The organism is Mammaliicoccus sp. K-M42, from assembly GCF_022386375.1.
GTDB classification, from domain to species: Bacteria; Bacillota; Bacilli; order Staphylococcales; family Staphylococcaceae; genus Mammaliicoccus; species Mammaliicoccus fleurettii.
The window spans coordinates 1-26,053 of sequence record NZ_JAJNIS010000028.1 but is presented as its reverse complement, the minus strand read 5'-3'; the positions used below and the strand labels follow the sequence as shown (position 1 = coordinate 26,053).

The window sequence follows — 26,053 nt, the reverse complement described above, 5'->3', positions numbered from 1 at the left end:
AACAATGAAAGAATACATGCAGGATTAAATTATCAAACGCCAACCTCTTATAAACTTATGAATTCTGTCTAAGTTTTTGTTGACATACCAGTGTTAGCAAAGATGTCCATAGTCACACAAGTCGAAAGAAGTGTAACTAAGGGTATCCATATTCACATAAGTGGAAAGACGTGGAAATAAGGATACCTATGTTAACACAAGTCAGTAGAAGTGTTAGCAAGGATATCCATAGTCACACAAGTCGAAAGAAGTGTAAGCATGCGCATAAATAAATATCAACAAAGTCTAAATTTCCCAATATGATTTTCATAAAAAATAAGAGCAGAAATTCATTATTAAAATTGAATTTCTGCTCTTATAAAATTTTCTAGGACAACTATATCCTAAGCTCTGATTTATTTTATTTACCTGTGAAAGATTCTGGGTCTGGACCAATTCTTTCATCTTTATTTAAAGCATTTAATCTTGATAATTGGCTATCTGATAATTCAAAATCAAATACATTTAAATTTTCTTCTATTCGAGATGGTGTCACTGATTTTGGTATAACAACAATATTCTCATCAATATTCCATCTTATAATGACTTGTGCAGGTGTTTTACCTAATTCATTTGCTATTTCTTTAACAACTTCATCTTCTAATATTTGCCCATTCATTAATGGAGACCATGATTGTGCAACAATTTTTTGAGCTTCTAAGTATGTTCTCAAATCTTTTTGAATTAAATAAGGGTGACATTCGATTTGATTAATCACTGGTTTTATAGAAGCTTCTTGCAACAATTCTTCTAAATGATTGACATGGAAATTACTTACACCTATATTTTTAATTTTCCCTTCATTATATAGATCTTCCATGGCTTTCCATGTTTCAGAAATCAAAGCTTTATCTTGACCTGGCCAATGGATTAAATATAAATCAACATAATCTAAACCTAATCTCTTTAATGAAGCTTCATATGCTGATTGTACATTTTCTCTACCATAATCTGACATCCAAAGTTTAGTTGTGATAAACAAATCTTCTCTGTTTAATCCAGCTTCCTCTAAACCTTCTTTAATACCTTGACCTACTTTTTCTTCGTTTTGATAAGTTTGTGCAGTATCAATATGTTTATAGCCACTAATTATTGCATGTTTAACAGCTTCTCGACATTCATCATTATTTTCCACTCTAAATGTACCTAATCCTAGCGCTGGTATACTATTACCGTTATAAAACTCAACTAATTTCTGTGTCATTATATTGCCTCCTGGTTTCCTTAAATACTTAGATTAATATTGAAACGACTTTAGTCTCAAGGTAAGGTTCTATACCTTCAGAACCGCCTTCTCGTCCAAAGCCACTTTCTTTCATGCCTCCGAATGGTATATGAGCAGCACTTGGGCCACCATCATTCCATCCAATTACACCATAATCTAAGTTCTCATACAATTGTATACCAATACTATAGTTCTCTGTAAAGAAATATGCTGCAAGTCCAAATGGCGTATCGTTAGCTTTTTGAATAACTTCATCAATTTCTTTATATGTTGTAATTGGTGCTACCGGTCCAAATGTTTCCTCAACCATAATTTGCATATCGTCAGTTACATCTGCAAGTACTGTAGGTGTTATATAATAACCACCATCTCTATAGCTATCTCCTCCTGTTACGATTCGTGCACCTTTACTTGTTGCATCGTCTATATGAGATTTTATTTTTTCAAATCCATCTGCATTAATAACCGGTCCAATATCTGTAGATTCATCTTGGCCATTACCTACTTTTAATTTACTTACTTCTGATCTTAATGACTCTTCAAATGAATCTTTAATGGATTCATGAACATAAATTCTATTTGCACAGACACAAGTTTGACCCGCATTTCTAAATTTTGAAGCAATTGTTCCTTTAACTGCTTTATCAATGTCAGCATCTTCATGGACTATAAGTGGCGCGTGACCTCCTAGTTCTAAAGTCACTTTTTTAAGTGTAGAACTCGATTGTTCCATTAATTGCTTACCAACTGGTGTAGATCCAGTGTATGTTATTTTTGAAATCAATGGATGCTTAGTAAATATTTTCCCTATATCTTTACCTGTTCCATTTACATATTGAATAACATCTTTTTCAAAACCAGCTTCATGAGCTAAATCAACTAATTTCATAGTCGTAAGTGGCGTATCCTGTGCAGGTTTACATATAAATGTACATCCTGCTGCTAATGCCGGAGCTGCCTTTCTAGTCATCATTGCTGCTGGGAAATTCCAAGGAGTTATACTAGCGACGACTCCAACAGGCGCTCTCGTTACAATTAATCTCTTATTATCTACATGTTCTGGTATTGTTCTACCATAAGTACGTTTTGCTTCTTCAGCAAACCATAAAATATAATCAGTCGCATATTTAACCTCACCTTTAGACTCTTTTAAAGGCTTTCCACTTTCCTTAGTCATAGTTAAAGCAATTTCATCTATGTTTTTTAAAATCAATTCATACCATTTATACAATAAAGCACTTCTATCGTGGGCAGGTTTCTTCTTATAATCTTGGAATGCTTCATGTGAACGTTTAATTTTTTCATTAATTTCATCTTCACTATTATTTTTTAACGTTTCAATCACTTCACCAGTTGCCGGATTCTTAACATCAAATTCTTCATTTCCCATTTTATATTCCACCTTTTTTATATAAAAATAGCGCTACATAATATGCAGCGCTTTGTTTCTAAGGATTAAACTTTTCAATTTCATCCATAATTCTTTCAAGGTCTTCCACACTATATTGGAATCTACCATGGAAGACAAATTTATTAAAGAAATGTTGTAGTTGTTTTTCTCCTACTAACACTTTAATGTTAGGATCTTGTGAGTAATTACTTATAGTAGCTTCACTCACTTCATTAGGATGGAAGTATATGATTGGTGTTGGTGTATATTTAAGTTCCAGTTGTCGTTGTAATTCTTCTGTTGTACCATCAACTTCTTTAACTTCATCAGTATATGAATGAAATGCTGCAGTTTTATTATTTGATTGTTTTTCTAGTAATAAAGTTTGTTCTTTATTTGGATTTAAATCCAAAGTTCCAAAAACTTGTCCTAATACTGGAAAATCATTAAACTGCTGTTCTGTAATACCGTGATAGATGTGACCACTTACTAAATTTGAGTCAATAACATAAATGCCTGTTCTAGTTAATACTAAATGGTCTATTTGTCTTACTTTGCCTAAAGGATCTTTAGGTAAAAATATATTAGCCATTATATGCATATCTTCAGGTCTAATTCTACGTTCATTTACAAGTTGATCTCTTAATTCTAATAAATGTCTATCAGTTATATATTCCCCTTCATTCTTGGAAAATAACTTTAATGAGTCAATTTCTCTTTCTTTTTGTGAAATTTCTTGTTGATGTGATTCTTTTTGTTTAGTTAGAACCTTTTTATTCTCTACTCTTTCATGATCTAACTTCTCTTTGTGCTCAGATTTTAGCGACTCGTTTTGTTGTTTATGAGATTCTTGAATCTTAGTCAAAGATTTTTTCTTTTGTTTTAACGAAACAAAGAATAATATAATAAATAATATCGCAATAACAACTGCTGCGATTAATCCATAATGAATCGGTTCTAATTGACTCATAATTGCAGATCGCTCCCTTTCATAAGTATTACTTCTATTATAGTAAAAAATTCAAATTAATTCAGTATTTATCATAAAATATATTAATTATCCCATTATATTTTTTAATACTTCGTACATTTGAATAGTTATTCCTCACTTTAATAGTAAATTAATTTAATTTCCAATAAAAACACTTTAAATAACATGTACAAAACCTATAAGCAAAGTCCAATGTTTGCAGAAATTAAAAAAGCACTGCATAAAAAGGTGATTTTTTATACAGTGCTTTTTAGTTTATTTAAGTAAATCTTTTAATAAGTCTACTTTATCTAATTCTTCCCAAGGTAATTGAACATCTGTTCTTCCAAAATGTCCATATGCTGCAGTTTTTTTATAAATAGGTTGTCTTAAATTCAGCATTTGTATAATGCCTGCAGGTCTTAAGTCAAATACTTCTCTAATTTTTTCTACTAAAGTTGTTTCTTCAACTTTACCAGTTCCAAATGTTTCTATTGATATTGAAACTGGCTGAGCCACACCTATTGCATATGCTAACTGAACTTCACATTTGTCTGCAAGTCCACTAGCGACAATATTTTTAGCTACATAACGCGCTGCATAAGCTCCTGATCTATCCACTTTAGTTGGATCTTTCCCACTGAAACATCCACCGCCATGTCTAGCATAACCACCGTATGTATCTACGATAATTTTTCTTCCAGTTAATCCTGCATCACCTTGTGGTCCACCAATTACAAATCTACCTGTTGGATTAATAAAGAATTTAGTTTCATCATCTAATAATTCTTTAGGAACGATTGGGTAAATAACATGATCTTTAATATCTTGTTGTATTTTTTCTAGTTCAATTTTTTCATGATGTTGTGAAGAAATAACAATTGTATCAACTCTTACAGGTTTATCATTCTCGTCATATTCAACTGTTACTTGTGTCTTACCATCTGGACGTAAATAATCTAAAGTGCCTTCTTTACGAACATCTGTTAATCGTTTAGCTAATTGATGTGCTAAATAACCTGGTAACGGCATATAAGTTTCTGTTTCATTTGTTGCATATCCGAACATAAGCCCTTGGTCTCCTGCACCAATAGACTCAATTTCTCTATCTGTTAAGTCATCTCTATCTTCTAACGCACAATCTACACCTTGCGCTATATCTGGAGATTGTTCATCAATTGCAGTTAAAATTGCCATTGTTTGAAAATCATAGCCATATTTTGCTCTCGTATATCCTATATCTTTTACAGTTTGTCTTACTACTTTAGGTATATCAACATATGTTGAAGTTGAAATTTCACCTGCAATTAAAGCCATACCTGTTGTTACTGTTGTTTCGCAAGCGACTCTAGCTTTAGGGTCACCTTTTAATAATTCGTCCAAAATTGCGTCAGAAATTTGATCCGCAATCTTATCTGGATGCCCTTCTGTTACTGATTCAGATGTGAAGAGTCTTCTATTCTTTAACATAAAAAATCTCCTTTAAATAATGTTGTACGGTCTCTTTCTCTGCGCAAATAAAAAGTGCCCTCTCTCAATAAAAATAGAGAGAAGGCACACTCGTCCATTCGCTCTTATCGTTCAGACAATATTGGTCTGCAAACGGTTTGGCACCTTTCTTTCAAATAGAAAGAGGTTGCTGGGTTTCATTGGGTCCATGTCCCTCCACCACTCAGGATAAGAGAATCCGTCAAAGACGATAATACTAGAGTTTTCTGATTATGTCAATGCAACGAAATATAATTCAATTGTCATAAATTTTTAAAATAAATTTTCCTATTAGTATAGACTATATATTTTAATGTGTTATACTAATTCCATGAAAATGCTTACAACACTAATATAAGACATGGGGGTCGTCATTTATGGCAATACAGTCAATTACAGAATCAATCGAACTTTCTAACCTTCTTAATAAGGAAACTACACACAAACAACTCTCTAGAACTGAATTATATAGTCATATTCTAGAATCTGGTGAAGGGGTATTAACTGAATCTGGTGCTATTAGAATGGAAACAGGGAAATATACCGGACGTTCACCTAAAGATAAATTTATTGTAAAAGAAGCAGATACAGAACAAGATATTGATTGGGGAACAATCAATCAACCTATCTCAGAAAATAGCTTCTTAAATTTATATGATCAAGTTATTGACTATTTAAACCAAAAATCACAACTTTATGTCTTCAATGGATATGCTGGTGCAGATGAATCATCACGCTTAGATTTACGTGTGATTAATGAGTTACCTTGGCATAATCTATTTGCTCAAAATATGTTTATACGTCCTGAAACTAAAGAAGATGCACTTAATATTAATCCTAACTTTACTGTTATCAGTGCACCTGGATTTAAAGCAAATCCAGAAAAGGACGGCACAAACTCTGAAACATTTATTATCACTTCATTCAAACATCGCGTTATATTAATTGGTGGTACTGAATATGCTGGTGAAATGAAAAAAGGTATATTCTCAGTTATGAACTACTTGTTACCTAAAAAAGGCATTATGAGCATGCATTGCTCAGCTAATGTTGGTTATAACAAAGATGTCGCTTTATTCTTCGGTCTATCTGGAACAGGTAAAACAACTTTATCTGCTGATCCAAATAGAAAACTTATCGGAGACGACGAACACGGTTGGAATGAGAATGGAGTCTTCAATATCGAAGGAGGCTGTTACGCTAAAACAGTAAGCCTTAGTCGAGAAAAAGAACCACAAATTTATGATGCAATTCGATATGGTACAGTATTAGAAAATGTAGGTGTTAAATCTTGTGGATCAGTTGATTACAACGACACTTCATTAACTGAAAATACTAGAGCAGCATACCCTATCGATTTTATAGATAATATTGTAACACCATCAATTGCAGGTCATCCAAATACAATCATCTTCTTAACAGCAGATGCATTTGGTGTATTACCTCCAATTTCAAAATTAGATAAATCACAAGCGATGTATCACTTCTTAAGTGGATTTACATCTAAATTAGCAGGAACAGAAAGAGGCGTAACGAGTCCACAACCTGTATTCTCAACTTGTTTCGGCTCTCCATTCTTACCATTACATGCGACAGAATATGCAGAATTACTTGGTAAATTAATTGACGAACATGATGTAGATGTTTACTTAGTGAACACTGGCTGGACTGGTGGAGAGTATGGTGTAGGTTCTAGAATGGACTTAAAACATACACGCTCAATGATTCGTCGTGCAATAAGTGGAGAAATCAAAAATTCTGAATTTGTTAAAGATGATATTTTTGGTCTAAATATTCCTAAACACGTTTCAGGAGTACCATCAGAAATATTATACCCACGTAATACATGGGTATCAGCAGAAGCATATGATGAAAAAGCTAAACAACTTGCTTCAGATTTCAAAGAAAACTTCTGTAAATTTGGAGAAACTTCAGAACACATTCAAGCAGAAGGCGGATTTACTTTTAATCGTTAAAATTAACCCCATGTATAAAAAAACCCTTAAAGTTGAACTGAAATTCAACTTTAAGGGTTTTTGTTTTCACATTTATCCATCCAATTATGAATTTGAATGAGTGTCTGTTTTTCTTTTTCAGGTCTAAATACATGCCCTTCTCCTTGTTCATAAATCGTGCTATATTCTACATTATGTTCTTTTAAATGTTCTTCTAAATGGTACGCCATATTGATATTAACTTGTTTATCTTTATCACCATGAACAATTAAAATTGGCGGGCTATCTTGATTAATGTTTTTCAAAGCATTTCTACGTTCATATTCTTCATATTGCTTTTTAGGATGTCCAACCATCCTTTTTAACATTCCTCGTAAATCAATTCTCTCTTCATACATCATAAGTAAATCAGTTACTCCGCCCCAAATTATATAACTTGTTGCTTTAACTGTTTGATACGTAAGTAAGCCTTGTATACCGCCTCTAGAAAAACCTATAATATGAACAGGTATTTGCGGGTATTTTTCTTTTAATATATTGATACCAACAATTACATCATTTAAATCGTCTCCACAAAAATGATCTCTTCCTTCGCTTCCGTTACTTCCTCGATAATAAGGAGCGAATACTAATGTATTTTTATTTTTAAATTGAGACATTCTTGCTGGCCTTACTCTACCAACTTGTCCTTTACCACCTCGTAAATAAACAACGATTCTTTCAACGTTTTTATGAGGTGTCATTAGCAACCCTCTAACTTTAAGTCGATCTACAATATAAATCACTTCTTCTGTCACGTGATCTAAAAGGAAAACAGGCATTCTTTTTCTACTGAAGAAATCCAAGTTTATACACCCTTTCAACACACTTTAATATCGCTTTATCTTTTAATAAAAAACTCTTTTTTTGTTCAGGTACATCATCTATATTTTGAACAATAATCGGGCCATATGTTTCAAAATACTCACTTTTTACCTCCATCGAATCAACTTTAATAAAATATACGTCTTTATCGAATGGTTTCTCATCATGCACTGTATATGAAGCAATAAACGTTACTTCTTTAGGGATTGCACCTGTTTCTTCATATAATTCTCTTACTATTGCTTCTTTATTTGTTTCATTTTGCTCCACTTTTCCACCAGGAAATTCTATTCCTCTGATTTTATGATGAGTCATAATATAATTATTCTTGTATATAGGAATTCCAAGTACATGTTTAGCTTTTTGTATATCGTTCGCTTCTTTATATTCTAAATCTACGTTTAGTCCATATGGATCTTTATAGCGCATGAAACACGACCTCTTTCTTCGATTGTGATAAACTGTATATATATTTTATTAGGAAGGTAGAAAATATTGAAAAAATTAACCTTAACGTCCTTGATATTAACAATTACTCTTATTCTAGCAAGTTGTAGTCAACAAGGTCAAAATAATTTTAAAAATAGCAGTGAAGCTATTGAAGCATTTCAAAAAAACATTAAAGATGTCGATACCCATTCTATAAAATCTAAAAATGAAACAACTGTAGATTTTCAAGATAGAAAGACAAAGTTAAAACAAAATTCATATGGCCGTACAAATCATCACGATAAACTTTCATTTAATGTAGAACAATCTAGTAATACTAAGGAATTCAAAACACGTGACAAAAGTATCTTTATAGATTCAAATGAAATCAAATCTTCACCAAAGACTAAATACTTAAATTATCATGCACAAAATGCTGAAATTGATTATTATCAAAAAATTGGTCAAGACTGGTTTGATTTAACTACATTTAACCAAAGTTTATTAAAACCGATTGAAGATGATGTGACGATTAAAGACAATACCCTTTCATATGAAGGTACTGACAGCGTAATGAAATATTTATATCAATTAGGATATAGCCAATCTCCTTTAATCGATCAAGAATCATTAAGTAATATTAATGATTTAAAAATTAAAAAAGGTAAATTCAATTTAACTTTCCAAGAAGACAAAACATTACCTAAAAAATTAACTTTTAATATTGTCGCTACAGGAAAAATAAAGAACGAAACAATAAATATTCATATGAAACAAACAACACAATTTTATAAGTTTAATAATACTAAAGTTAAACCATACAAAAATTTAACAGAAAATAATTATAAATAGGAGAATTGATATGAAAAAGTTATTCATTAAATTAATCCGTCTATACCAAAACTATATATCACCATTAACTCCACCTACATGCAGATTTGAACCAACATGCTCTAATTATGCTGTAGAAGCAATTTCTGAATATGGTGCATTAAAAGGAACATGGTTAGGTACGAAAAGAATATTAAAATGTCATCCATTCCATGCAGGAGGATATGATCCAGTTCCACCAAAAAAAGACCATACACATTAATTGTCTCAACCTTAGTCAACCATAGTGGGATCGTAATCTTTTTTAAAATTAGATTACGATCCCACTTCTTTATTTTATAAGTTTATCTGTATCTACTTTTGGTGGTAAATATTTAATTTTATTGTTCTTTATTTCAGCACTATCCTTAACGATATCATCCATGAAATAATAATCACTTGGTGTCACATCACTTGGATAATCACTATGCTGAGCTAAATATGCGGTGAAATAACTACTTAAACCAAATTCATACATACCACCTATTACAAATTTCAATTTATTCTTTTTACAATAATCGATTATTTCTAGAGATTTATCTATCCCTCCTATTCGGGAAGGTTTAATAACAACCCCATCTATAAGTTCAGATTTATTAAATTTATTAATTTGTTCTAAATTCAAAGCTGACTCATCAATAAATATAGGTAACGTTAATGATTTACGATATTCCTTATATAAATCAAAATGACTAAATGGCTGCTCTATATAAATAAAGTCTTGATCTTTAAATGTGTTTAATAAAGAAATATTACTTTCTTCTAATACTCCGTTTGCATCAATAGCTCTTTTAATTTGAGGATAATATTGTTCTAAAAATGCAATATCATTTCGAATTCCATTGTGCCATTTTATTTTAATTCTTGAAGGTAATTCACCATGATATTGATTAAAGTATTTTTCAATATCATGATTTACAGTAGCACCATATGCTATATCAAATTCATATAAATCATGGAACTTCTGATAAAAAATCATAGACATTACAGTTCGAGCGTTCGGAAAGTCATTTAGTTCATCTATTAATTGACAACTTAGTTTATAACTATTTATTTGATCATAAACATGTCTTTCAAACCAATTAGTTAATTCTTTTTTTACAGAATCTATCGTTTCAAAATGATACCAATCCGTGCTAAAGGCATTACACTCTCCATAGTATTTCTGTCCATTACTATCAACCCATTCAACAATCAATACTTCACGTTCTTCCATTTCAATTAAAGGTGTTTTGATAGATACTCTGAACGGAGCTTTAAATAAATAAAAATTCATCGTATTTTTACTCATGGGTTATCCACTCTTTCACTTTATGCCTTGAAAGTTTACCGGTTGAAGTTCTTGGTATTTCATCCATTTTATAAAAATATTTTGGGTGTTTATATTTGGCTAAATATTCATTCAACAAAATCTTAAATTCATTAATTTCTATTTTACTTTCACCTTCATATACTAAAGCAGGTACTTGTCCCCACTTTTCATCTTCAACAGGAACCGCAACACATGTATTAATCTGCGGATGATTTAACATGATATGTTCTATTTCAAAAGGATATATATTTTCTCCTCCACTAATAATTAAGTCTTTTCTTCTATCATAAATATATACGTATCCATTTTCATCTATAGATCCAATATCACCAGTCTTGAAGTATCCATCTATAAATGTCGTAGTATTACTATTAGTTGTTAAATAACCATTCATAACATTACCACCTGAAACAGCTATCTCACCGTGCCCATCAGCATTCTTATTTAAAATTTTAAGTTTTACATTTGAAGGTATTTTACCAACCGTACTTGGTTCATCACGTAACATTTCTGGACTTGCAGTTACAAACTGCGAACATGTTTCTGTCATACCAAATGAATTATAAATTGGTAAATTGTATTCAAGTGATTTATTGATCATAGATTCTGATAATTTTGCTCCACCTAACAGTATTTTCTCCAAATTATAGGGTTCTTTTAATTCCTCTTTAATCAACCATTGCAATGTCTGAGGAACGAGTGAAATATGTGTAATACCTTCATGCTTAATCAAATGCATAACACGGTCAATATTAAACTTAGCTTCTAATACTACTGTGAAACCTTCAATTAAACTACGTATAAGCACACTTAAACCAGATATATGATAAATAGGTAGCACTGATAGCCATTTCGTTAATGAATCATAACCAAGGCTTTCTTTACAGCCAATAGCACTATAATAATGATTCGAAAAAGTTTGAGGTACAGCTTTAGCAGGTCCAGTTGTCCCTGACGTAAACATTATCGTAGCAATATTATCCATTTTAAATTGAGATTCTAAATTATGTTTATTTATATGATTTATGTCACTTATATTTATATTCTTTTGTTTAATATCAAGTGAATTATAAGTCAATACTGTTTGTACATTAACACTATCTAATTGTTGTTCTATTTCTCTTGATGTCAATTTAGTGTTAATCATCACAATCTCAACATTCGCTAGCCAAGCTCCAATAATCAAAGATACATGATGGATATCATTCTTTATATAAAATGCCACCCTATTTAAATTAAGTTGTTTTAAATACGACGCATATACTTTTGACTCTTTGAATAGTTGTTGATATGTTATTTCAATATCATCTTGTTTGATTGCTACTTTATTTGGTGATTCAATTACGCGTTGTTCAATCCAATGTTTCATATTTGGACCTCCTTGTATCATTATTTATTATAACGATAAATTCATAATAGAACATAAAAAATGCTTTATGCATAATATAAAATCCCGACAAAGTTTAAATTATGTCGGGATTTATATTATTAGTTCTTAGTTATGCTGAAGTATTTTGTTGCATTCTTCTTTTTGTAACGATACGTTCTAACATTAAGAACACTAGTCCAATGATAGTTAAAAATGGTGCTACTAATGCTAGATCTTTAACTTCTAATTGGCTAACTACTATTCCACCTATAAAAGCACCTAGTGCATTACCAATATTAAATGCAGATTGATTCATTGTACTTGCTAACATTGGCGCATCTTTTGAAATGACCATACTCTTAAATTGAAGAGAAGGACTCATACTAAATCCTATAAGTCCAAATATAAAGATACCAACAACCATTAACAGGCTATAATTTTGAATAAAGTACATCATAAAAATATAAATAGGAAAAACAATAAAAATAATGTTTAGTGCTCTATTTAAATTCCAATCTGCTAGTTTACCACCAATTATATTACCTAAAGTGACACCTACACCAAATATTATAAGAACAAATGAAATCCATCGCTCATCTATATGTGAAACATTAATTAAAATTTGAGAAATATAAGTAAAATATGCAAATACACTACTAAACCCAAATAATGTTACACCAAGAGTTAACCATAATTTAACGTCTTTTAATACATTTAATTCATTTTTAATAGAAATAGGTTGAGTATCTTTTTGATTCGGTACATATTTAATAATTCCTATTAATGTTAGTAGACCTAATATACTTATAATTATAAAGGTCATTTTCCAACCAAATATTTGACCAACAAAAGTCCCGAATGGTACGCCTATAATATTACTCATTGTTAAGCCCATAAACATTAGCGCCATAGCACTAGCTCTTTTATGAGGTGGCACCATGCTTGCTGCTAAAATAGAACCTATACCAAAGAAAGATCCATGTGCTAGCGCCGCAACAATTCTACTTAACATTAATAACTCATAGTTTGGAGCTATTCCGCCTATTCCATTACCTACTATAAAGATTCCCATTAATAAAACGAGTAAATTTTTTCTTGGTAGCTTATATGTAGCAAGAACTATAATCGGTCCTCCAATGGCAACACTAAGTGCATAACCTGTAATCAGTTGCCCAGCATCAGACACAGTTACATTCAAGTCTCTTGCAATATTTGGTAGCAATCCCATGATTACAAACTCTGTCATACCTATTGCAAACGCACCAAGACTTAATATCCATATCGCTAAAGGATACTTCTTCATCAAACACAACTCCTTTAACCTTATTATTTTAATCAGATTTATCCATATTAGTACGTTTATAAGCATATGACAAGCTTTTTTTATAAATTTTTTATAAATAAAAAAACTGAGAAATAGATTCTCAGTTTTTAAAACGATTTCATTCAGTTGTATTAATCCAACCAATACCAATCGTTCCATAACCAGTATGAACAGAAGCAACAGGTACTAATGGTTCAACATATACATTTATATTACTATTCAATGTTAAAATACGTTCTTTCCAAATATGTGCCTCTTCTTCATTACCAGCATGTAGTACACCAATACTTGTAATCCCCTTATCAATTGCCTCTTTCATACGAGCAATTAAATAAGCTTCAATTTTCTTCATTCCTCTAGATTTAAGTTCTAAATCTATCGTTCCATGCTCTAATTTCAATAAAAGTTTAATGTGAAGTAAGCTACTCAATAAATATTTGCCATTAGATACTCTACCACTATTTTTCAATTGCTGTAGGTTTCTTGGTAATAAATATAATTCACTTGTTTCTTTTACACTTTCTAACTTCTTCACTATCTCATCAAATGATTTATTCTCATTATATAGCTTTCTCCCATATTCAACTAATTCTTTCTGAGGAAAACTCCCTGTACCGCTATCGACAACATGGATCTCCATAGGAAAATTTTTTGAATTTGAAAGTGATGAAGCATAAGTACCCGATAAACTACTTGAAGGGTGAATCGCAATAACATGCGTATATCCCTCATCTTCAATTTGCTGATAAGTTTCAATAAAATCTTGAGGTGTAGGTTGAGCCGTTTTTGCTCCATTACCATTTTCCTTTAACATATCGAAACATGATTTTGAACTTTCAAACTCTGTATCTTTATATGGTTTGTCTTCTATAATTGTTGATAAAGAAACTACAAATAAATCTTTCTCGTCAATATTTTGATCAATATAAGTTGTTGTATCAATTAACCACGCTAATTTCATTACTTCCTCCAGTGTATATAAAATATACGAATCATCTTAGTGTATTATTTAAACTCTAATCTTATTAATACCATATATTCCAGTTCTACACAATTAAAAAAAGAAACAATAAGTTCGAACAATCATATAATAAAATATAGGTTTGTAATTCTAATATAATTTTATTAACAAACCTTATTATTTAGGTGATTAATATTATAAGGTAAATTGTACTATATGAATTATTTTAGATAAAATTTACTATTTAAAAATACTAATTATCTTTGAATCTCCCTATTTATTAAATTACAAAAAATAACAAAAACATTATTAATGGTATTAGAAATAATATGTTCCCAATATTAACCACAAACCAAATTAGACTAATATATCTAATGTGATTATTTTTAACAAAAACAAAGCTAATTGATATAATTCCTGTCCTATTGACGTATTTGCGAAAAATATTAATAAATCACCAATTTAACAAGCTATACTTTAGCTACTGTTACCACAATTTATTGCTTAAAATAAGACAATAAAAAAAGAGCAAGGTCAACGTGTAAGAGATTAATCTCTTAACACCTATTTGACACTTGCTCATTCACGTTTACTTACCTAGTGCAAGAAAACACTTTAATACCAACGTCTTGGATGAGTTGATTATTAAGGTACAAACGGAGAGTGAGGGATTCGAACCCTCGAGACGCTTGTGGCGCCTACACACTTTCCAGGCGTGCTCCTTCGGCCAGCTCGGACAACTCTCCACAAACAAAAAAATCAGAAGCGATATTTCACCTCTGATTATATGACCCCTACGGGACTCGAACCCGTGTTACCGCCGTGAAAGGGCGGTGTCTTAACCGCTTGACCAAGGGGCCTATATGGCTCCACAGGTAGGACTCGAACCTACGACCGATCGGTTAACAGCCGATAGCTCTACCACTGAGCTACTGTGGAATAATAATGGAGCGGGTGATCGGAATCGAACCGACAACATCAGCTTGGAAGGCTGAGGTTTTACCACTAAACTACACCCGCTTAATATTAAATTTAAATGGGGCGACTGATGGGAATCGAACCCACGAATGTCGGAACCACAATCCGATGCGTTAACCACTTCGCCACAATCGCCATACTTGTTAAAAAGTATGGCTCAGGACGGAATCGAACCGCCGACACAAGGATTTTCAGTCCTTTGCTCTACCGACTGAGCTACTGAGCCAAAATAAAAATGGCGGTCCCGACGGGAATCGAACCCGCGATCTCCTGCGTGACAGGCAGGCATGTTAACCGCTACACCACGGGACCATCTTTAAAAAGTATTGCGGGAGGCGGATTTGAACCACCGACCTTCGGGTTATGAGCCCGACGAGCTACCGAACTGCTCCATCCCGCGTTAATATTAAGTAATTTGGCTACCTTTTTAATATAACACATTTATTAATATTATGTCAAGAAAATATTAATTGTTTTTTATAAAAAATGGTGACCCCTACGGGACTCGAACCCGTGTTACCGCCGTGAAAGGGCGGTGTCTTAACCGCTTGACCAAGGGGCCTCTAATTGAGAACTTCTTAATTATATATAGAAATATAGATAACGTCAATGCTATTTCTTTACTTTTCTTAATAAAAAATTTGAACTTTTAACATCTATGTGACAATTGTCACTAAAGGGAAAAATACTCATCTATTATTGAAGATTTTAAAATATACAAAGAGGAATACAACAATAATATTAGAGCCATTAAATCATATAAGAATTGTGGATTTAAGACTATTATGTAAGAAGAAGCATATTTTTATACTGCTGATATGTTGCTAGTCACACCTATCTTGCAATGTTCAAGCCTCCAACATTGCTAGTCACGCCTATCTTGCAATGTTCAGTCCTCCAATGTTGCTAGTCATACCTATCTTGCAATGTTCAGACTCCCAATATTGCTTGTCATACCTATCTTGCAATATTCAGTCCTCCAACATTGCTAGTCACGCCTATCTTGCAATGTTCAGACCTCCAATATTGCTAGTCATACCTCTCTTGCAATGTTCAGACTCCCAATATTGCTTGTCATACCTATCTTGCAATATTCAGTCCTCCAACATTGCTTGTCATACCTCTCCATCAAAAAAACAGAAATTCTAATGCTACATTAGAATTTCTGTCCTGTTTCCTACTATTTACTTCAAATACTCTATCATTTTGTCACTTGCATCTTTAGCCATCTGTACACAATCAGGAAGTCCTACTGCATCAAATGAAGCTCCAGTAATAATTAAATTATTATAGTTCTTTTCTAAATGTTGCTGTATATCTCTTATTCGATCAATATGCCCTACTTCATATTGCGGCATACTATAAGGTAATTTCGTAACAATAGAAAATTCTGGTTCACCGTTGATAGTCATTATTTTATTTAAATCATTTAAAGCAACTTGTTTCAGTTGTTCTTCATCTTTATGATGAATGATATTAGAACCTGGTTTACCTACGTAAGCTCTTAATAATACTTTACCTTCAGGCGTTGTATGTGGCCATTTTTTATTAGTCCATGTACATGCAGTAATTGCAGTATCACTCGTTCTAGCAATAACGAAACCTGTACCGTCTTTATCATTAACTACTTGTTCTTTATCAAACGCCATAACTACAGTTGCAACACTCGTTGAAGGCATATAATTGAAATAATCTAGCTTAAGATCATCTTCAAACCATTTAACAAAATGTTGATGTGGAACTGTAACAATCACACCATCATATTCATGGTTTACACCATTAATTGTTAAAATTGGTTTAGCATTTTCTTCATTTAAATTTTGTACTTGTGAATTTAAATGAATGTTTACTCCTTTACTTTCTAAATCATTTCGCAGAGTAATCATGAAAGATTCTAGACCGTGTTTAAATTGTTTAAATTGACCTTTAGGTTTAACAGTCACTTTTTTATTAGCATTATTTTTAGATTTTTGAGCAATCATACCTTTAATTAAACTACCCTCTTCTTCTTCTTGCTCTTTAAAATGAGGAAAAGTAGTTTTTAAGCTTAATTTATCAATATTCGCTCCATAAATACCGGCCATAAGAGGTTCGATTAAATTTTCTAACACTTCATTTCCTAAACGTTGTCTAAAGAAATGGCCAATAGATATATCAGTATTCATTGGTTTTACAGGTAAAAAATAATCCATTCCGGCTCTTAATTTAGCTACAGGCGAAATGAGTTTCGTTTTTAAGAATGGCTTAATTTCTGTTGGTATACCCATAATTGAACCGCCTGGTATTGGATAAAGTTTATTATGGCTATAAATATATGATTGTCCTGTTTTATTTGTAACTAGATCATCAGCTATACCTATTTCTTCAGCTAATTCAGTCATAATTGTTTTTCTACCTAAATAAGATTCAGGCCCTAATTCAATTGTATAACCATTTTCACGATAAGTTTTAATTTTACCGCCCACTCTATCTGATTGTTCATATACGTCGATTTCAACATCTGGTTGTTCTTTTTTCAAATAATGGGCAGCAGATAACCCTGTTATACCTGCCCCTATTATTGCGATACGTTTTGTCATGCTTAACACTTCTTTCTTATTCGATTGTTCGAATTAGAATTTTTTCTTAATTGCCGATACCATTGCTTCGATAAATTTAGGATCAATGTTTGGCATTGGTGGTCTATGATAATTCACACCTAATTCATCACAAACAACTTTACATTCATAGTCATTATCATATAGTACTTCTAAATGTTCACATACAAATCCTACAGGCGTATATATAAAATGTTTATATCCATGTTTATTGTATAGCTCTCTAGTTAAATCTTGAACATCTGGTCCTAACCAAGGTTCCCCAGTTTGTCCTTCTGATTGCCATCCTACAGAAACATGTTTAATATTTGATTTTTCAGCTAATATTTTAGCTGTTTCTTCTAATTGTTCTGGATAAGGATCATTAGCTTTTTTAATTTTCTCAGGTAAACTATGCGCTGATACTATTAGAACTGTTTCATCATGATTTTCTTCAGGAATCATTTGTAAAGTGTCATTTATCATTGTTGTCCAGTATGAAATAAATGCTGGTTCATTATAAAATTGTTCAACATGATGCAAGTTTATACCGTATTTATCCGCTTCTTCTTTGGCACGCTTATTATAGCTACCTACTGAGAAATTAGAATAATGTGGTGCTAAAACGATTGTAACCGCTTCTTCAATGCCATCATTATGCATTTGTTCAACTGCATCTTCAATAAATGGACGAATATGTTTTAGACCAATATACATTTTAAACTCAACATTTTCATAAGTGTCATTTAATGCACCTAACAAACTTTCAGCTTGTTTTTCAGTTGTTCCAGCTAGTGGAGAAATCCCACCGATAGCTTTGTAACGTCCTTTTAAATCTTCAATTTGTTCTTCAGATGGTTTATGACCATGTCTAATATGCGTATAGTATGGCACTATATCACTTTCTTTATATGGTGTACCATATGCCATAACTAAAAGACCGACTTTTTTATTCATTTTCTATACTCCCTTTAAGTAAAATTAATGCTGTTTATTTATCAACTACATTTGTGATTTATATTTTGCTGAATAGTCATGTACGAATTGAGCTACTCTTCTTAAAGTATCTGGTTGAACTTCAGGGAACACACCGTGTCCAAGATTAAATATATAATTATGATTTTCTAAACCTTGATCCAAAATTTGAATTAATCGTTGTTCAATTACTTCCCATGGAGCTAACAATAATGCTGGGTCCAAGTTTCCTTGTAAAGTTTTAGTGATACCTTTTTCACGTGCTTCTTTAATTTGTAATCGCCAATCTAAACCGATCACATCAACTGGCAATTGATTCCATTCTTCAATTAAATGACTAGCCCCAACACCAAATGTTGTTACTGGTACATTTTTTTCTTTTATAGCTGTAAATATTTTATTCATTGATGGTCTAATAAAGTAATGGTAATCTTCAGCATTTAATGCGCCGACCCAAGAATCAAATACTTGTATCATTTTACAACCAGCATCAATTTGAGCATGCGTATAGCGTATCGCCATATCAGCAAGTGTATCCATCAGTTTAAACCAAGCTTCTGGTTGTTTATACATAAACGCTTTAGTTTTATTGTAATTTTTAGATGGTCCACCTTCAATCATATAGCTCGCTAATGTGAATGGCGCTCCTGTAAACCCTATTAAAGGTACATTAAGTTGTTCTTCAGTTAAAATTTTGATGGTATCTAAAACATACTTCACATCTTCTTCAGGGTTTATTTGACTTAATTTATTAATATCAGTGATATCTTTTATTGGATTATGTATAACTGGACCAATTCCAGATTTAATTTCTACATCTACTCCGATTCCTGTTAAAGGTGTCATAATATCTTTATATAAAATTGCAGCATCTGTATTATACTGATCTACAGGCAACTTTGTTACATAAGCACAAAGTTCAGGTTGATGCGTAATTTCAAATAATGAATATTTTTCTTTAATTTTTCTATATTCAGGTTGTGAACGACCTGCTTGCCTCATAAACCAAACTGGAGTATGAGTTGTACTTTCACCTTTTGCTGCTTTTAAAATTGTGTTGTTAAACGGTACACTCATTTCTTTCACCTCATTATAATCATTACAATCTATTTTAACATATTCTATTATAAAGACATCTATGTGTAGAAAAAGTCATAAATTATACAAAAGATTTGATGTATAGGTTGATTTTAGCGCTTACATGTTTATAATCAAAATAAAGAGATATAGGAGGTTTGTAATTATGAAATGTTATATAACAACTGGTACGTATCATTTTCTTCAAAATATTTTAAAGAAATATCCAGAGGAAGACATCCATCATTATACTAGACAAGATACGACGGTGCTTATTCATGAAACAACCGGTGAAACAGTTTTCGCGCAACCAAGAGAATATCGAATCTTAGAATCAAAGGGGCAATTTATAAATCATGAATTTTTAGCAGTTAGCTACATTCCTGTATCAGATGAAATGCAACATCGATTTGAAAATCATTACGTAGATATCGATGGACAGTTTGATGACTTTGAAGGTTTTGAATCATTTAGATTGCTTAAGCCTAGAAAAGGCGATACTTACATGATTATAGTTGGTTTTGATTCAAATGAACTATATGAAGATTTTACTAAATCATCATTTTTTGCAGAATATTTCTCAAGAGATGCTACAAGAAAATTCTCTGGTGCAGAACAATATTCAACAGCTAATTATACAAAATATTGGTATAGACCTGACGAAGATGAAGAAGAAAAAGAAGTATAAATAACATACAATGAGGCTGAGACAAATTAATTAATTGTCTCAGCCTCTTATTCTTAGTCTCTTAATAATTCTTGATGTTTTTTAATCTTTTTAATAGATGAATCGATTGTTAACCAACCTACTATAAAGAATAAAATAACAAAGTAAATTGCTGTTGGGAATTTAACAATATATATAATTGATAAAATGACAGCGAGTATTATCATCATATTTATTAAAAATTGATGATATCCCTTTATTACTTGATGTTCACTTACTGGCCAAACTTGTGGCCATAATCCATAAGCTTGTTGTTTATAGAATTGAGAGAGTTGTAAGATGAGTAAGTACATTATTAATGCTCCGAGTATTGCAGAAATCACCGATTGATCTATCCACCAAATAAGTAATAAACCGATAATTAAAAATCTCAAAACGATAAAGAATGCGTCTTTACCTCTTGCAAAACTTCTTATAAACAAAAATTTATACATATAATCTTGGTTGAATTTTTTTGAAGCTGGTACTTTTAAGAATATATCTAAATACCTTCTTCTGACTGTTCTTTCATTTAACACTTTCACATCAGTAAACATATTTACGAATTTGTAATAATTCATTTTATGATTATGCTCGATGGATATCAATGTCTCCCATTGATAAAATGTATCTCTATTCATTATCTCCATTAATATTACTAACGCAATTAACATTACGATGGTCAATATACTAGACATCAACCCTACTTTCAATGTCGTGTAATAACCACTTGCGTAAATAATGAATAGAACGATGTTAACACTCCACATTTCTAGTCCGTATTTTAACCAGAACCATTTTATAACTAAGCCAAACAATGGAAATATAAAGCTCAAAATTATAAGTGTGATGTATAAATAAAAATCATTAACCATTAATTTATAAAATAACGGCAGTCCTATCACAAGAATAACAACCGGCAAATAAAGTCTGTTTAAATAGCTATAAGTTATCGCTTTTTTTATATATACTGATAAATGTTTTTCAAATGGTAATAAATATAACTTATCAGCTTCTCGGAACAAAGTACGTAATGGAAAAATTGAACAAACAGACAATATAATGGAAATAATTAAATGATAATTTATATTTTGTGGAATATCTTTCAGCCAATTACTATAGCCTAACGCAAATGCTCCAAGCATTATTGTTATAAAGATTAAAAAATGACCATTAAAAATAAATTTATTATATTTAAGTTTCTCTATAACTTCTTCTTTTTGTCTAATGTTAAATAAACTTTTAGCATCATTCATAATTGTCACCTTGCGTTAAATGTATATAAATATCGTCCAATGTTGCGTTTGTTAGACCCGTTTCTTTTCTTAACTCATCTAAATTTCCCATAGCAATCAGTTTGCCTTGATGCAATATAATAAAACGATCACAGTATCTTTCAGCAGTTGCCAGTATATGTGTCGACATCAAGACTGAAGAACCTTGATTCCGTCTTTCTACTATTAAATCTAACATCGTTTGAATACCGAGTGGATCTAGTCCTAAAAATGGTTCATCTATAATATATTGTTTTGGTTCTACTAGAAATGCACACACGATCATTACTTTTTGTTTCATACCTTTTGAAAAATGTATTGGAAATACTTTTAATTCATTCTCAAGTCTTAACCTTTTTAATAAAGGCATCGCTTTTTCAAGTGCTGTTTCTTTATCTATCCCGTAAGCCATTGCCGTCATATATATATGTTCTTCTAATGTTAATTCATCATATAAAACAGGACTTTCAGGTATATATGTAAGATTTCTTCTATATACTTCTATATCTTCTTTTATATCTATATTATTTATGGACATCTCACCTTGTTGTGGTGTTAATAAACCTAATATATGTTTAATAGTTGTACTCTTCCCAGCACCATTTAATCCTATTAATCCGACAACTTCATTTGGTTTACATTCGAATGAGATATCATGGATAACTGCTTTTTTACCATATCCACCTGTTAAATTGTTCACTTTAATTGTCACGTGAATACACCTCCAAAGTATATTGTAGCATGTTCCTATTGATACATTCATTAAATAATATCTTTACTGTAAGATGATACTGCTTGCATGATATAATAAAGTTAATATTTACATAGGAGATGATATTATGTCAGAAACAGTATTTAGCAAAATTATCGACGGAGAAATTCCTTCTTACAAAATTTATGAAAATGATTATGTATATGCCTTCTTAGATATATCTCAAGTTTCTAAAGGTCACACACTTCTCATACCAAAAAAAGCATCACCTAATATTTACGAAACCGATCCTGAAACGATGAAACATATAGCAGAAGCACTACCTATTGTCGCTAACGCTATTAAAAAAGCTTTCAATCCAGACGGTTTAAATATCATTCAAAATAATGGAGAATATGCTTCTCAATCTGTTTTTCATATTCACTTCCATTTAATCCCGAGATACAAAGAAGATATAGATGGTTTCGGTTATATTTGGAATACAAATGAAGACCGAATCGATGAGGATAAAAAAGCAGAAATAGCAAAAAGTATTCAACAGCAATTATAATTCATTGCATATATTTAAGCTTATAGGGTATATATTTAAGTAAGAGAAATCAAGGAGGATTATTATGAAATTTTCAAGATTAGCTATTGGTGTTGGTGTAGGACTAGTTACTGGTTTTACAACAGCAATATTAAATACAGATCGTTCAGGTGATACATTAAAGACAGATCTAAAATCAACTACTGATGGATCTAAAATCCAATTAAATGAAATTAAAGACAATGCAGTTGAGATTAAAAATTATGTATTAAAAACAAAAGATGAAAGCCAAATTGCTATTCAATCTTTAAGTGAAGAAGTAAAAACAATGATAAATGAATTTAAAGCTGATATTAACCCTAATATCGAACAAATTCAGAAAAACATTGAAAATATAAGCAATCGTGGAAATGAAATCCAAAAAGAAATCCAAAATACTAAACTTCCATTTCTAAAAAAATAGAAAACGTGTTAAAATTATTATATTATTAAAGTGTTATATGTAAGCATGATACATCAGTATCATGCTTTTATTATACTAACAAAGGGGGATTTAACTATGACGAACGAACGGGACATGATTGAAAAAATGTTATTCACTCATAAAGTTTCACAATTATCTAAAGCTTTATGGAAGACTATTGAAAAAGATTGGCAACAGTGGATCAAACCATTTGATTTAAATATTAATGAGCATCACATTCTTATCATTATAAGAAGTTTGGATGAAGCAACTATTTCAGAAGTGAGTAAATATGGCGTGATGCACGTTTCCACGGTTTTCAACTTTGCTAAGAATTTAGAAAAACGTGGTTATTTAACTATGCCAAAAAGCCAACACGATAAACGTACGACATATTTAGAATTAACCGACAAAGGGCTTGAAGTTTTAAGAAAAACATATGTAAGTTATACAAATGATACGAATAGATTATACGAAATTGCAACTGATTATGAAAAAGTTATGTATAATATGCCAGAGTTTACTGATGTAAAATATATTGTTGGTCAAATATACGGTAGCGACTTCATAAATCATATAGAACAAAATCATGAACAATTAAGGAAATATCTACTTGACGAACGCTCTGAGGATGATGCATAATATCAAGATAAATCATAACTTAGAAGGTGACATATCTTATGTTTGTTTGTTCTAAATCAATCAATATACACTCTCGGTACGGACTACAGAGAATTGTATTAATTAGTGCTTTAGTATCATTTTTAACATTTATAGTCACTTACGAAATATTTAATTATATACAAACTCAACCATTAAAGGACGATAAGTTTATTTTATTCTTATTCGTCCTTTGCTTAATTTATCCAATCCATAAATTATTGCATTTGATTGTACTCATTTATTATCGTAAGTCATTTAAAATGAATAAAACGACTAAGGCGAAACGTGCATTACCACTATATAATATTAGAGTGGATCAACCAGTTAACAAAATTGTATTTTGCTTTGCACTTGTATGTCCTTTGATTACGTTAACTACCCTATCACTTGTGTTAATAAATATTATTCCACAGTATGGTCATTACATTCTCTTTATAATGTCTATAAATACTGGTATATCCATCATTGACTTACTATATCTGAAAATTATTTTATTTACAAAAAGAGGAACATATATCGAAGAAAGAAAGAACGGAATTGAATTGTTAACAAAACGTTCACTGGATACGCAACAATTATAGATAAATTTTTGTAATTAAATTACCAAATATGCTATATTTATCATTGTATTCTTACAAAAGGAGTTCTATTAATGAAATCAATTAAAAAAATGGTGTTACCTATAACACTTTCGGCATCAGTATTAACTTTAGGCGCTTGTGGTAACGGTTCAGACAACTCTGGAGAAACTTTAGTAGAATCTAAAGCTGGAAATGTTACTTCACAAGATGTTTTAGACAAAATGGGTAACAATGAAGTAGCCCAAAATGCATTCCAAATTGTACTTAACAAAGTCTTAAAAGATAAATACGAAGACAAAGTTGATACTAAGAAATTGGATAAACAAGTTGATAAACAAATCGAGCAATATGGTGGTAAGAAAAAATTTGAAGAAGCACTTCAACAAGAAAAACCTGGTGCAACTTTAGAAGACTTTAAAGATTCTCAAAAAACTTCTAAATATCAAGAAGAATTCATCAATGATGCAGTAAAAGTTTCTGATAAAGAAATAGATAAAAACACTAAAAAAGGTTCTCATATCTTAATAAAAGTTAAATCAAAAGATTCACAAGATGGCATGAGTGATAAAGCAGCTAAGAAAAAAGCTGATGACATACTAGCTCAAATCAAGAAAAACCCAGATGACTTCGAAAAAATTGCTAAAAAAGAAACACAAGACGAAGGTACTAAATCTAAAAACGGTTCACTTGGTTTCGTAATGAAAGGTCAAATGGACGAAGCATTTGAAAAAGCATTATTTAAACTTAAAGACGGTGAAATTTCAGACGTTGTTAAATCGCAATACGGTTATCATATTATAAAAGCCGATAAAGGCGAAGCAAGTAAAAAAGAAAAAGAGAGCCTTAAAGAACAATATCGTCAATTGAAAATTCAAAAAGATCCTAAAATCATCATTAATGCATACAAAAAATTATTAGATGAATACAAAGTAGATTACAAAGATAAAGAAATTAAGAAATCTATAGAAGATAACATTTTAAACGAAAAAGCATTACAGCAACAACAAATGCAAGCAGCACAACAACAGTCTGCTAGCTAATAGTACACAAAAAACCTCATTATTGAAATGAGGTTTTTTGTGTATAAATATAGGTTCTCTTACTTACACTTCTACTGACTTGTGTGAATATAGATACCCTTGCTCACACTTCTCTCGACTTGTGTGAATACAGACATCCTTACTTACACTTCTCTCCACTTGTGTGACTATAGTTACCCTTGCCCACACTTCTCTGGTATGTCAACAAAAACTTAGACAGAATTCATAAGTTTATAAGAGGTTGGCGTTTGATAATTTAATCCTGCATGTATTCTTTCATTGT

Annotated in this window: 24 protein-coding genes, 9 tRNA genes and 1 riboswitch; of the genes, 9 read left to right on the top strand and 24 right to left on the bottom strand. The window is 31.2% G+C overall.

Annotation, left to right across the window (positions count from 1 at the left end):
- Nucleotides 1-400: 400 nt before the first annotated feature.
- From LQ668_RS11400 to metK, 4 genes are all read right to left on the bottom strand, one after another.
- Nucleotides 401-1,243, bottom strand: a complete 843-nt coding sequence (locus tag LQ668_RS11400; RefSeq protein ID WP_107510191.1) for an aldo/keto reductase — start codon at nt 1,241-1,243, stop codon at nt 401-403.
- Between the two features lie 28 nt (nt 1,244-1,271).
- Nucleotides 1,272-2,654, bottom strand: a complete 1,383-nt coding sequence (locus LQ668_RS11395; RefSeq protein WP_203153745.1) for an NAD-dependent succinate-semialdehyde dehydrogenase — start codon at nt 2,652-2,654, stop codon at nt 1,272-1,274.
- Between the two features lie 58 nt (nt 2,655-2,712).
- Nucleotides 2,713-3,624 carry a nuclease-related domain-containing protein gene (locus LQ668_RS11390; protein ID WP_078357599.1) on the bottom strand — a complete coding sequence of 304 codons (912 nt, stop codon included), beginning with the start codon at nt 3,622-3,624 and terminating at the stop codon, nt 2,713-2,715.
- A 276-nt stretch (nt 3,625-3,900) separates the two neighbouring features.
- Nucleotides 3,901-5,094, bottom strand: coding sequence for a methionine adenosyltransferase (gene metK / locus LQ668_RS11385; protein WP_078357600.1), 1,194 nt, complete (start codon nt 5,092-5,094; stop codon nt 3,901-3,903).
- Nucleotides 5,095-5,195: 101 nt separating this feature from the next.
- Nucleotides 5,196-5,308: riboswitch (SAM riboswitch) on the bottom strand.
- Nucleotides 5,309-5,489: 181 nt separating this feature from the next.
- On the opposite strand from metK, the gene pckA reads away from it, so the two are divergent.
- Complete coding sequence (gene pckA, locus LQ668_RS11380; protein WP_107509866.1) at nt 5,490-7,088, top strand: phosphoenolpyruvate carboxykinase (ATP); 1,599 nt, start codon at nt 5,490-5,492, stop codon at nt 7,086-7,088.
- Between the two features lie 50 nt (nt 7,089-7,138).
- Here pckA and LQ668_RS11375 read toward each other — a convergent pair whose 3' ends face one another.
- Nucleotides 7,139-7,912 (bottom strand): alpha/beta hydrolase family protein, encoded by a 774-nt coding sequence (locus tag LQ668_RS11375; protein WP_198644269.1) that lies wholly within the window; start codon nt 7,910-7,912, stop codon nt 7,139-7,141.
- Complete coding sequence (ytkD, locus tag LQ668_RS11370) at nt 7,896-8,360, bottom strand: RNA deprotection pyrophosphohydrolase (protein ID WP_078357602.1); 465 nt, start codon at nt 8,358-8,360, stop codon at nt 7,896-7,898. The genes LQ668_RS11375 and ytkD overlap by 17 nt, the downstream gene beginning before the upstream one ends.
- A gap of 66 nt (nt 8,361-8,426) precedes the next feature.
- Here ytkD and LQ668_RS11365 point away from each other — a divergent pair, with 66 nt between their 5' ends.
- Entirely contained in the window at nt 8,427-9,212 is a 786-nt protein-coding gene (locus LQ668_RS11365) for a hypothetical protein (protein WP_078357603.1), read from the top strand.
- Nucleotides 9,213-9,222: 10 nt separating this feature from the next.
- On the top strand, nt 9,223-9,453 hold the full coding sequence (gene yidD / locus LQ668_RS11360) for a membrane protein insertion efficiency factor YidD (RefSeq protein ID WP_078357604.1): 231 nt from the start codon (nt 9,223-9,225) through the stop codon (nt 9,451-9,453).
- A 69-nt stretch (nt 9,454-9,522) separates the two neighbouring features.
- Here the strand turns inward: yidD and menC are convergent, their stop codons facing one another.
- From menC to hemE, 16 genes are all read right to left on the bottom strand, one after another.
- Nucleotides 9,523-10,521: an o-succinylbenzoate synthase gene (gene menC / locus LQ668_RS11355; RefSeq protein WP_107509867.1), complete on the bottom strand. Its 999-nt coding sequence runs from the start codon at nt 10,519-10,521 to the stop codon at nt 9,523-9,525.
- Nucleotides 10,514-11,911: an o-succinylbenzoate--CoA ligase gene (gene menE / locus LQ668_RS11350; RefSeq protein ID WP_078357606.1), complete on the bottom strand. Its 1,398-nt coding sequence runs from the start codon at nt 11,909-11,911 to the stop codon at nt 10,514-10,516. Before menE ends, menC begins: the two co-directional genes overlap by 8 nt.
- 130 nt (nt 11,912-12,041) lie before the next feature.
- Nucleotides 12,042-13,214, bottom strand: a complete 1,173-nt coding sequence (locus tag LQ668_RS11345; RefSeq protein ID WP_078357607.1) for an MFS transporter — start codon at nt 13,212-13,214, stop codon at nt 12,042-12,044.
- 139 nt (nt 13,215-13,353) lie between these two features.
- Entirely contained in the window at nt 13,354-14,196 is an 843-nt protein-coding gene (locus LQ668_RS11340) for a DegV family protein (RefSeq protein WP_107509869.1), read from the bottom strand.
- A 657-nt stretch (nt 14,197-14,853) separates the two neighbouring features.
- Nucleotides 14,854-14,942 (bottom strand) — tRNA-Ser (locus LQ668_RS11335).
- 42 nt (nt 14,943-14,984) lie between these two features.
- Nucleotides 14,985-15,056, bottom strand: a tRNA-Glu gene (locus LQ668_RS11330).
- A 4-nt stretch (nt 15,057-15,060) separates the two neighbouring features.
- A tRNA-Asn gene (locus LQ668_RS11325) sits at nt 15,061-15,135 on the bottom strand.
- A gap of 7 nt (nt 15,136-15,142) precedes the next feature.
- A tRNA-Gly gene (locus LQ668_RS11320) sits at nt 15,143-15,216 on the bottom strand.
- 17 nt (nt 15,217-15,233) lie between these two features.
- A tRNA-His gene (locus tag LQ668_RS11315) sits at nt 15,234-15,309 on the bottom strand.
- A gap of 18 nt (nt 15,310-15,327) precedes the next feature.
- Nucleotides 15,328-15,400 (bottom strand) — tRNA-Phe (locus LQ668_RS11310).
- Nucleotides 15,401-15,410: 10 nt separating this feature from the next.
- Nucleotides 15,411-15,486: transfer RNA gene (locus LQ668_RS11305), tRNA-Asp, on the bottom strand.
- A 14-nt stretch (nt 15,487-15,500) separates the two neighbouring features.
- A tRNA-Met gene (locus LQ668_RS11300) sits at nt 15,501-15,574 on the bottom strand.
- Nucleotides 15,575-15,661: 87 nt separating this feature from the next.
- Nucleotides 15,662-15,736: transfer RNA gene (locus LQ668_RS11295), tRNA-Glu, on the bottom strand.
- Nucleotides 15,737-16,358: 622 nt separating this feature from the next.
- The gene (gene hemY, locus LQ668_RS11290) at nt 16,359-17,753 is read right to left on the bottom strand and encodes a protoporphyrinogen oxidase (protein ID WP_078357609.1); all 1,395 of its coding nucleotides are present in this window, start codon (nt 17,751-17,753) and stop codon (nt 16,359-16,361) included.
- Nucleotides 17,754-17,786: 33 nt separating this feature from the next.
- Nucleotides 17,787-18,707: a ferrochelatase gene (gene hemH, locus LQ668_RS11285; protein WP_107509870.1), complete on the bottom strand. Its 921-nt coding sequence runs from the start codon at nt 18,705-18,707 to the stop codon at nt 17,787-17,789.
- 45 nt (nt 18,708-18,752) lie between these two features.
- Nucleotides 18,753-19,802, bottom strand: coding sequence for a uroporphyrinogen decarboxylase (gene hemE, locus LQ668_RS11280; RefSeq protein ID WP_107509871.1), 1,050 nt, complete (start codon nt 19,800-19,802; stop codon nt 18,753-18,755).
- Nucleotides 19,803-19,968: 166 nt separating this feature from the next.
- Here hemE and LQ668_RS11275 point away from each other — a divergent pair, with 166 nt between their 5' ends.
- Nucleotides 19,969-20,490, top strand: a complete 522-nt coding sequence (locus LQ668_RS11275) for an antibiotic biosynthesis monooxygenase family protein (RefSeq protein WP_078357612.1) — start codon at nt 19,969-19,971, stop codon at nt 20,488-20,490.
- A 53-nt stretch (nt 20,491-20,543) separates the two neighbouring features.
- On the opposite strand, the gene ecsB is transcribed toward LQ668_RS11275, so the two are convergent.
- Together ecsB and LQ668_RS11265 are read right to left on the bottom strand one after the other, a co-directional pair.
- Nucleotides 20,544-21,764: an ABC transporter permease EcsB gene (gene ecsB, locus LQ668_RS11270; RefSeq protein WP_078357613.1), complete on the bottom strand. Its 1,221-nt coding sequence runs from the start codon at nt 21,762-21,764 to the stop codon at nt 20,544-20,546.
- Nucleotides 21,757-22,494 (bottom strand): ABC transporter ATP-binding protein, encoded by a 738-nt coding sequence (locus tag LQ668_RS11265; RefSeq protein WP_107509872.1) that lies wholly within the window; start codon nt 22,492-22,494, stop codon nt 21,757-21,759. Before LQ668_RS11265 ends, ecsB begins: the two co-directional genes overlap by 8 nt.
- Before the next feature lie 127 nt (nt 22,495-22,621).
- On the opposite strand from LQ668_RS11265, the gene LQ668_RS11260 reads away from it, so the two are divergent.
- The 5 genes from LQ668_RS11260 to LQ668_RS11240 all read left to right on the top strand — a co-directional run bounded on the left by LQ668_RS11260 (nt 22,622) and on the right by LQ668_RS11240 (nt 25,770).
- Nucleotides 22,622-23,044, top strand: a complete 423-nt coding sequence (locus LQ668_RS11260; protein WP_078357615.1) for an HIT family protein — start codon at nt 22,622-22,624, stop codon at nt 23,042-23,044.
- Between the two features lie 64 nt (nt 23,045-23,108).
- Nucleotides 23,109-23,486 (top strand): YtxH domain-containing protein, encoded by a 378-nt coding sequence (locus LQ668_RS11255; RefSeq protein WP_078357616.1) that lies wholly within the window; start codon nt 23,109-23,111, stop codon nt 23,484-23,486.
- 96 nt (nt 23,487-23,582) lie between these two features.
- Nucleotides 23,583-24,128 (top strand): HTH-type transcriptional regulator Hpr, encoded by a 546-nt coding sequence (locus LQ668_RS11250; protein WP_078357617.1) that lies wholly within the window; start codon nt 23,583-23,585, stop codon nt 24,126-24,128.
- 38 nt (nt 24,129-24,166) lie between these two features.
- Nucleotides 24,167-24,730: a DUF3267 domain-containing protein gene (locus LQ668_RS11245; RefSeq protein ID WP_107509874.1), complete on the top strand. Its 564-nt coding sequence runs from the start codon at nt 24,167-24,169 to the stop codon at nt 24,728-24,730.
- A gap of 71 nt (nt 24,731-24,801) precedes the next feature.
- Nucleotides 24,802-25,770: a peptidylprolyl isomerase gene (locus tag LQ668_RS11240; RefSeq protein WP_078357619.1), complete on the top strand. Its 969-nt coding sequence runs from the start codon at nt 24,802-24,804 to the stop codon at nt 25,768-25,770.
- The last annotated feature ends 283 nt before the right edge of the window (nt 25,771-26,053 follow it).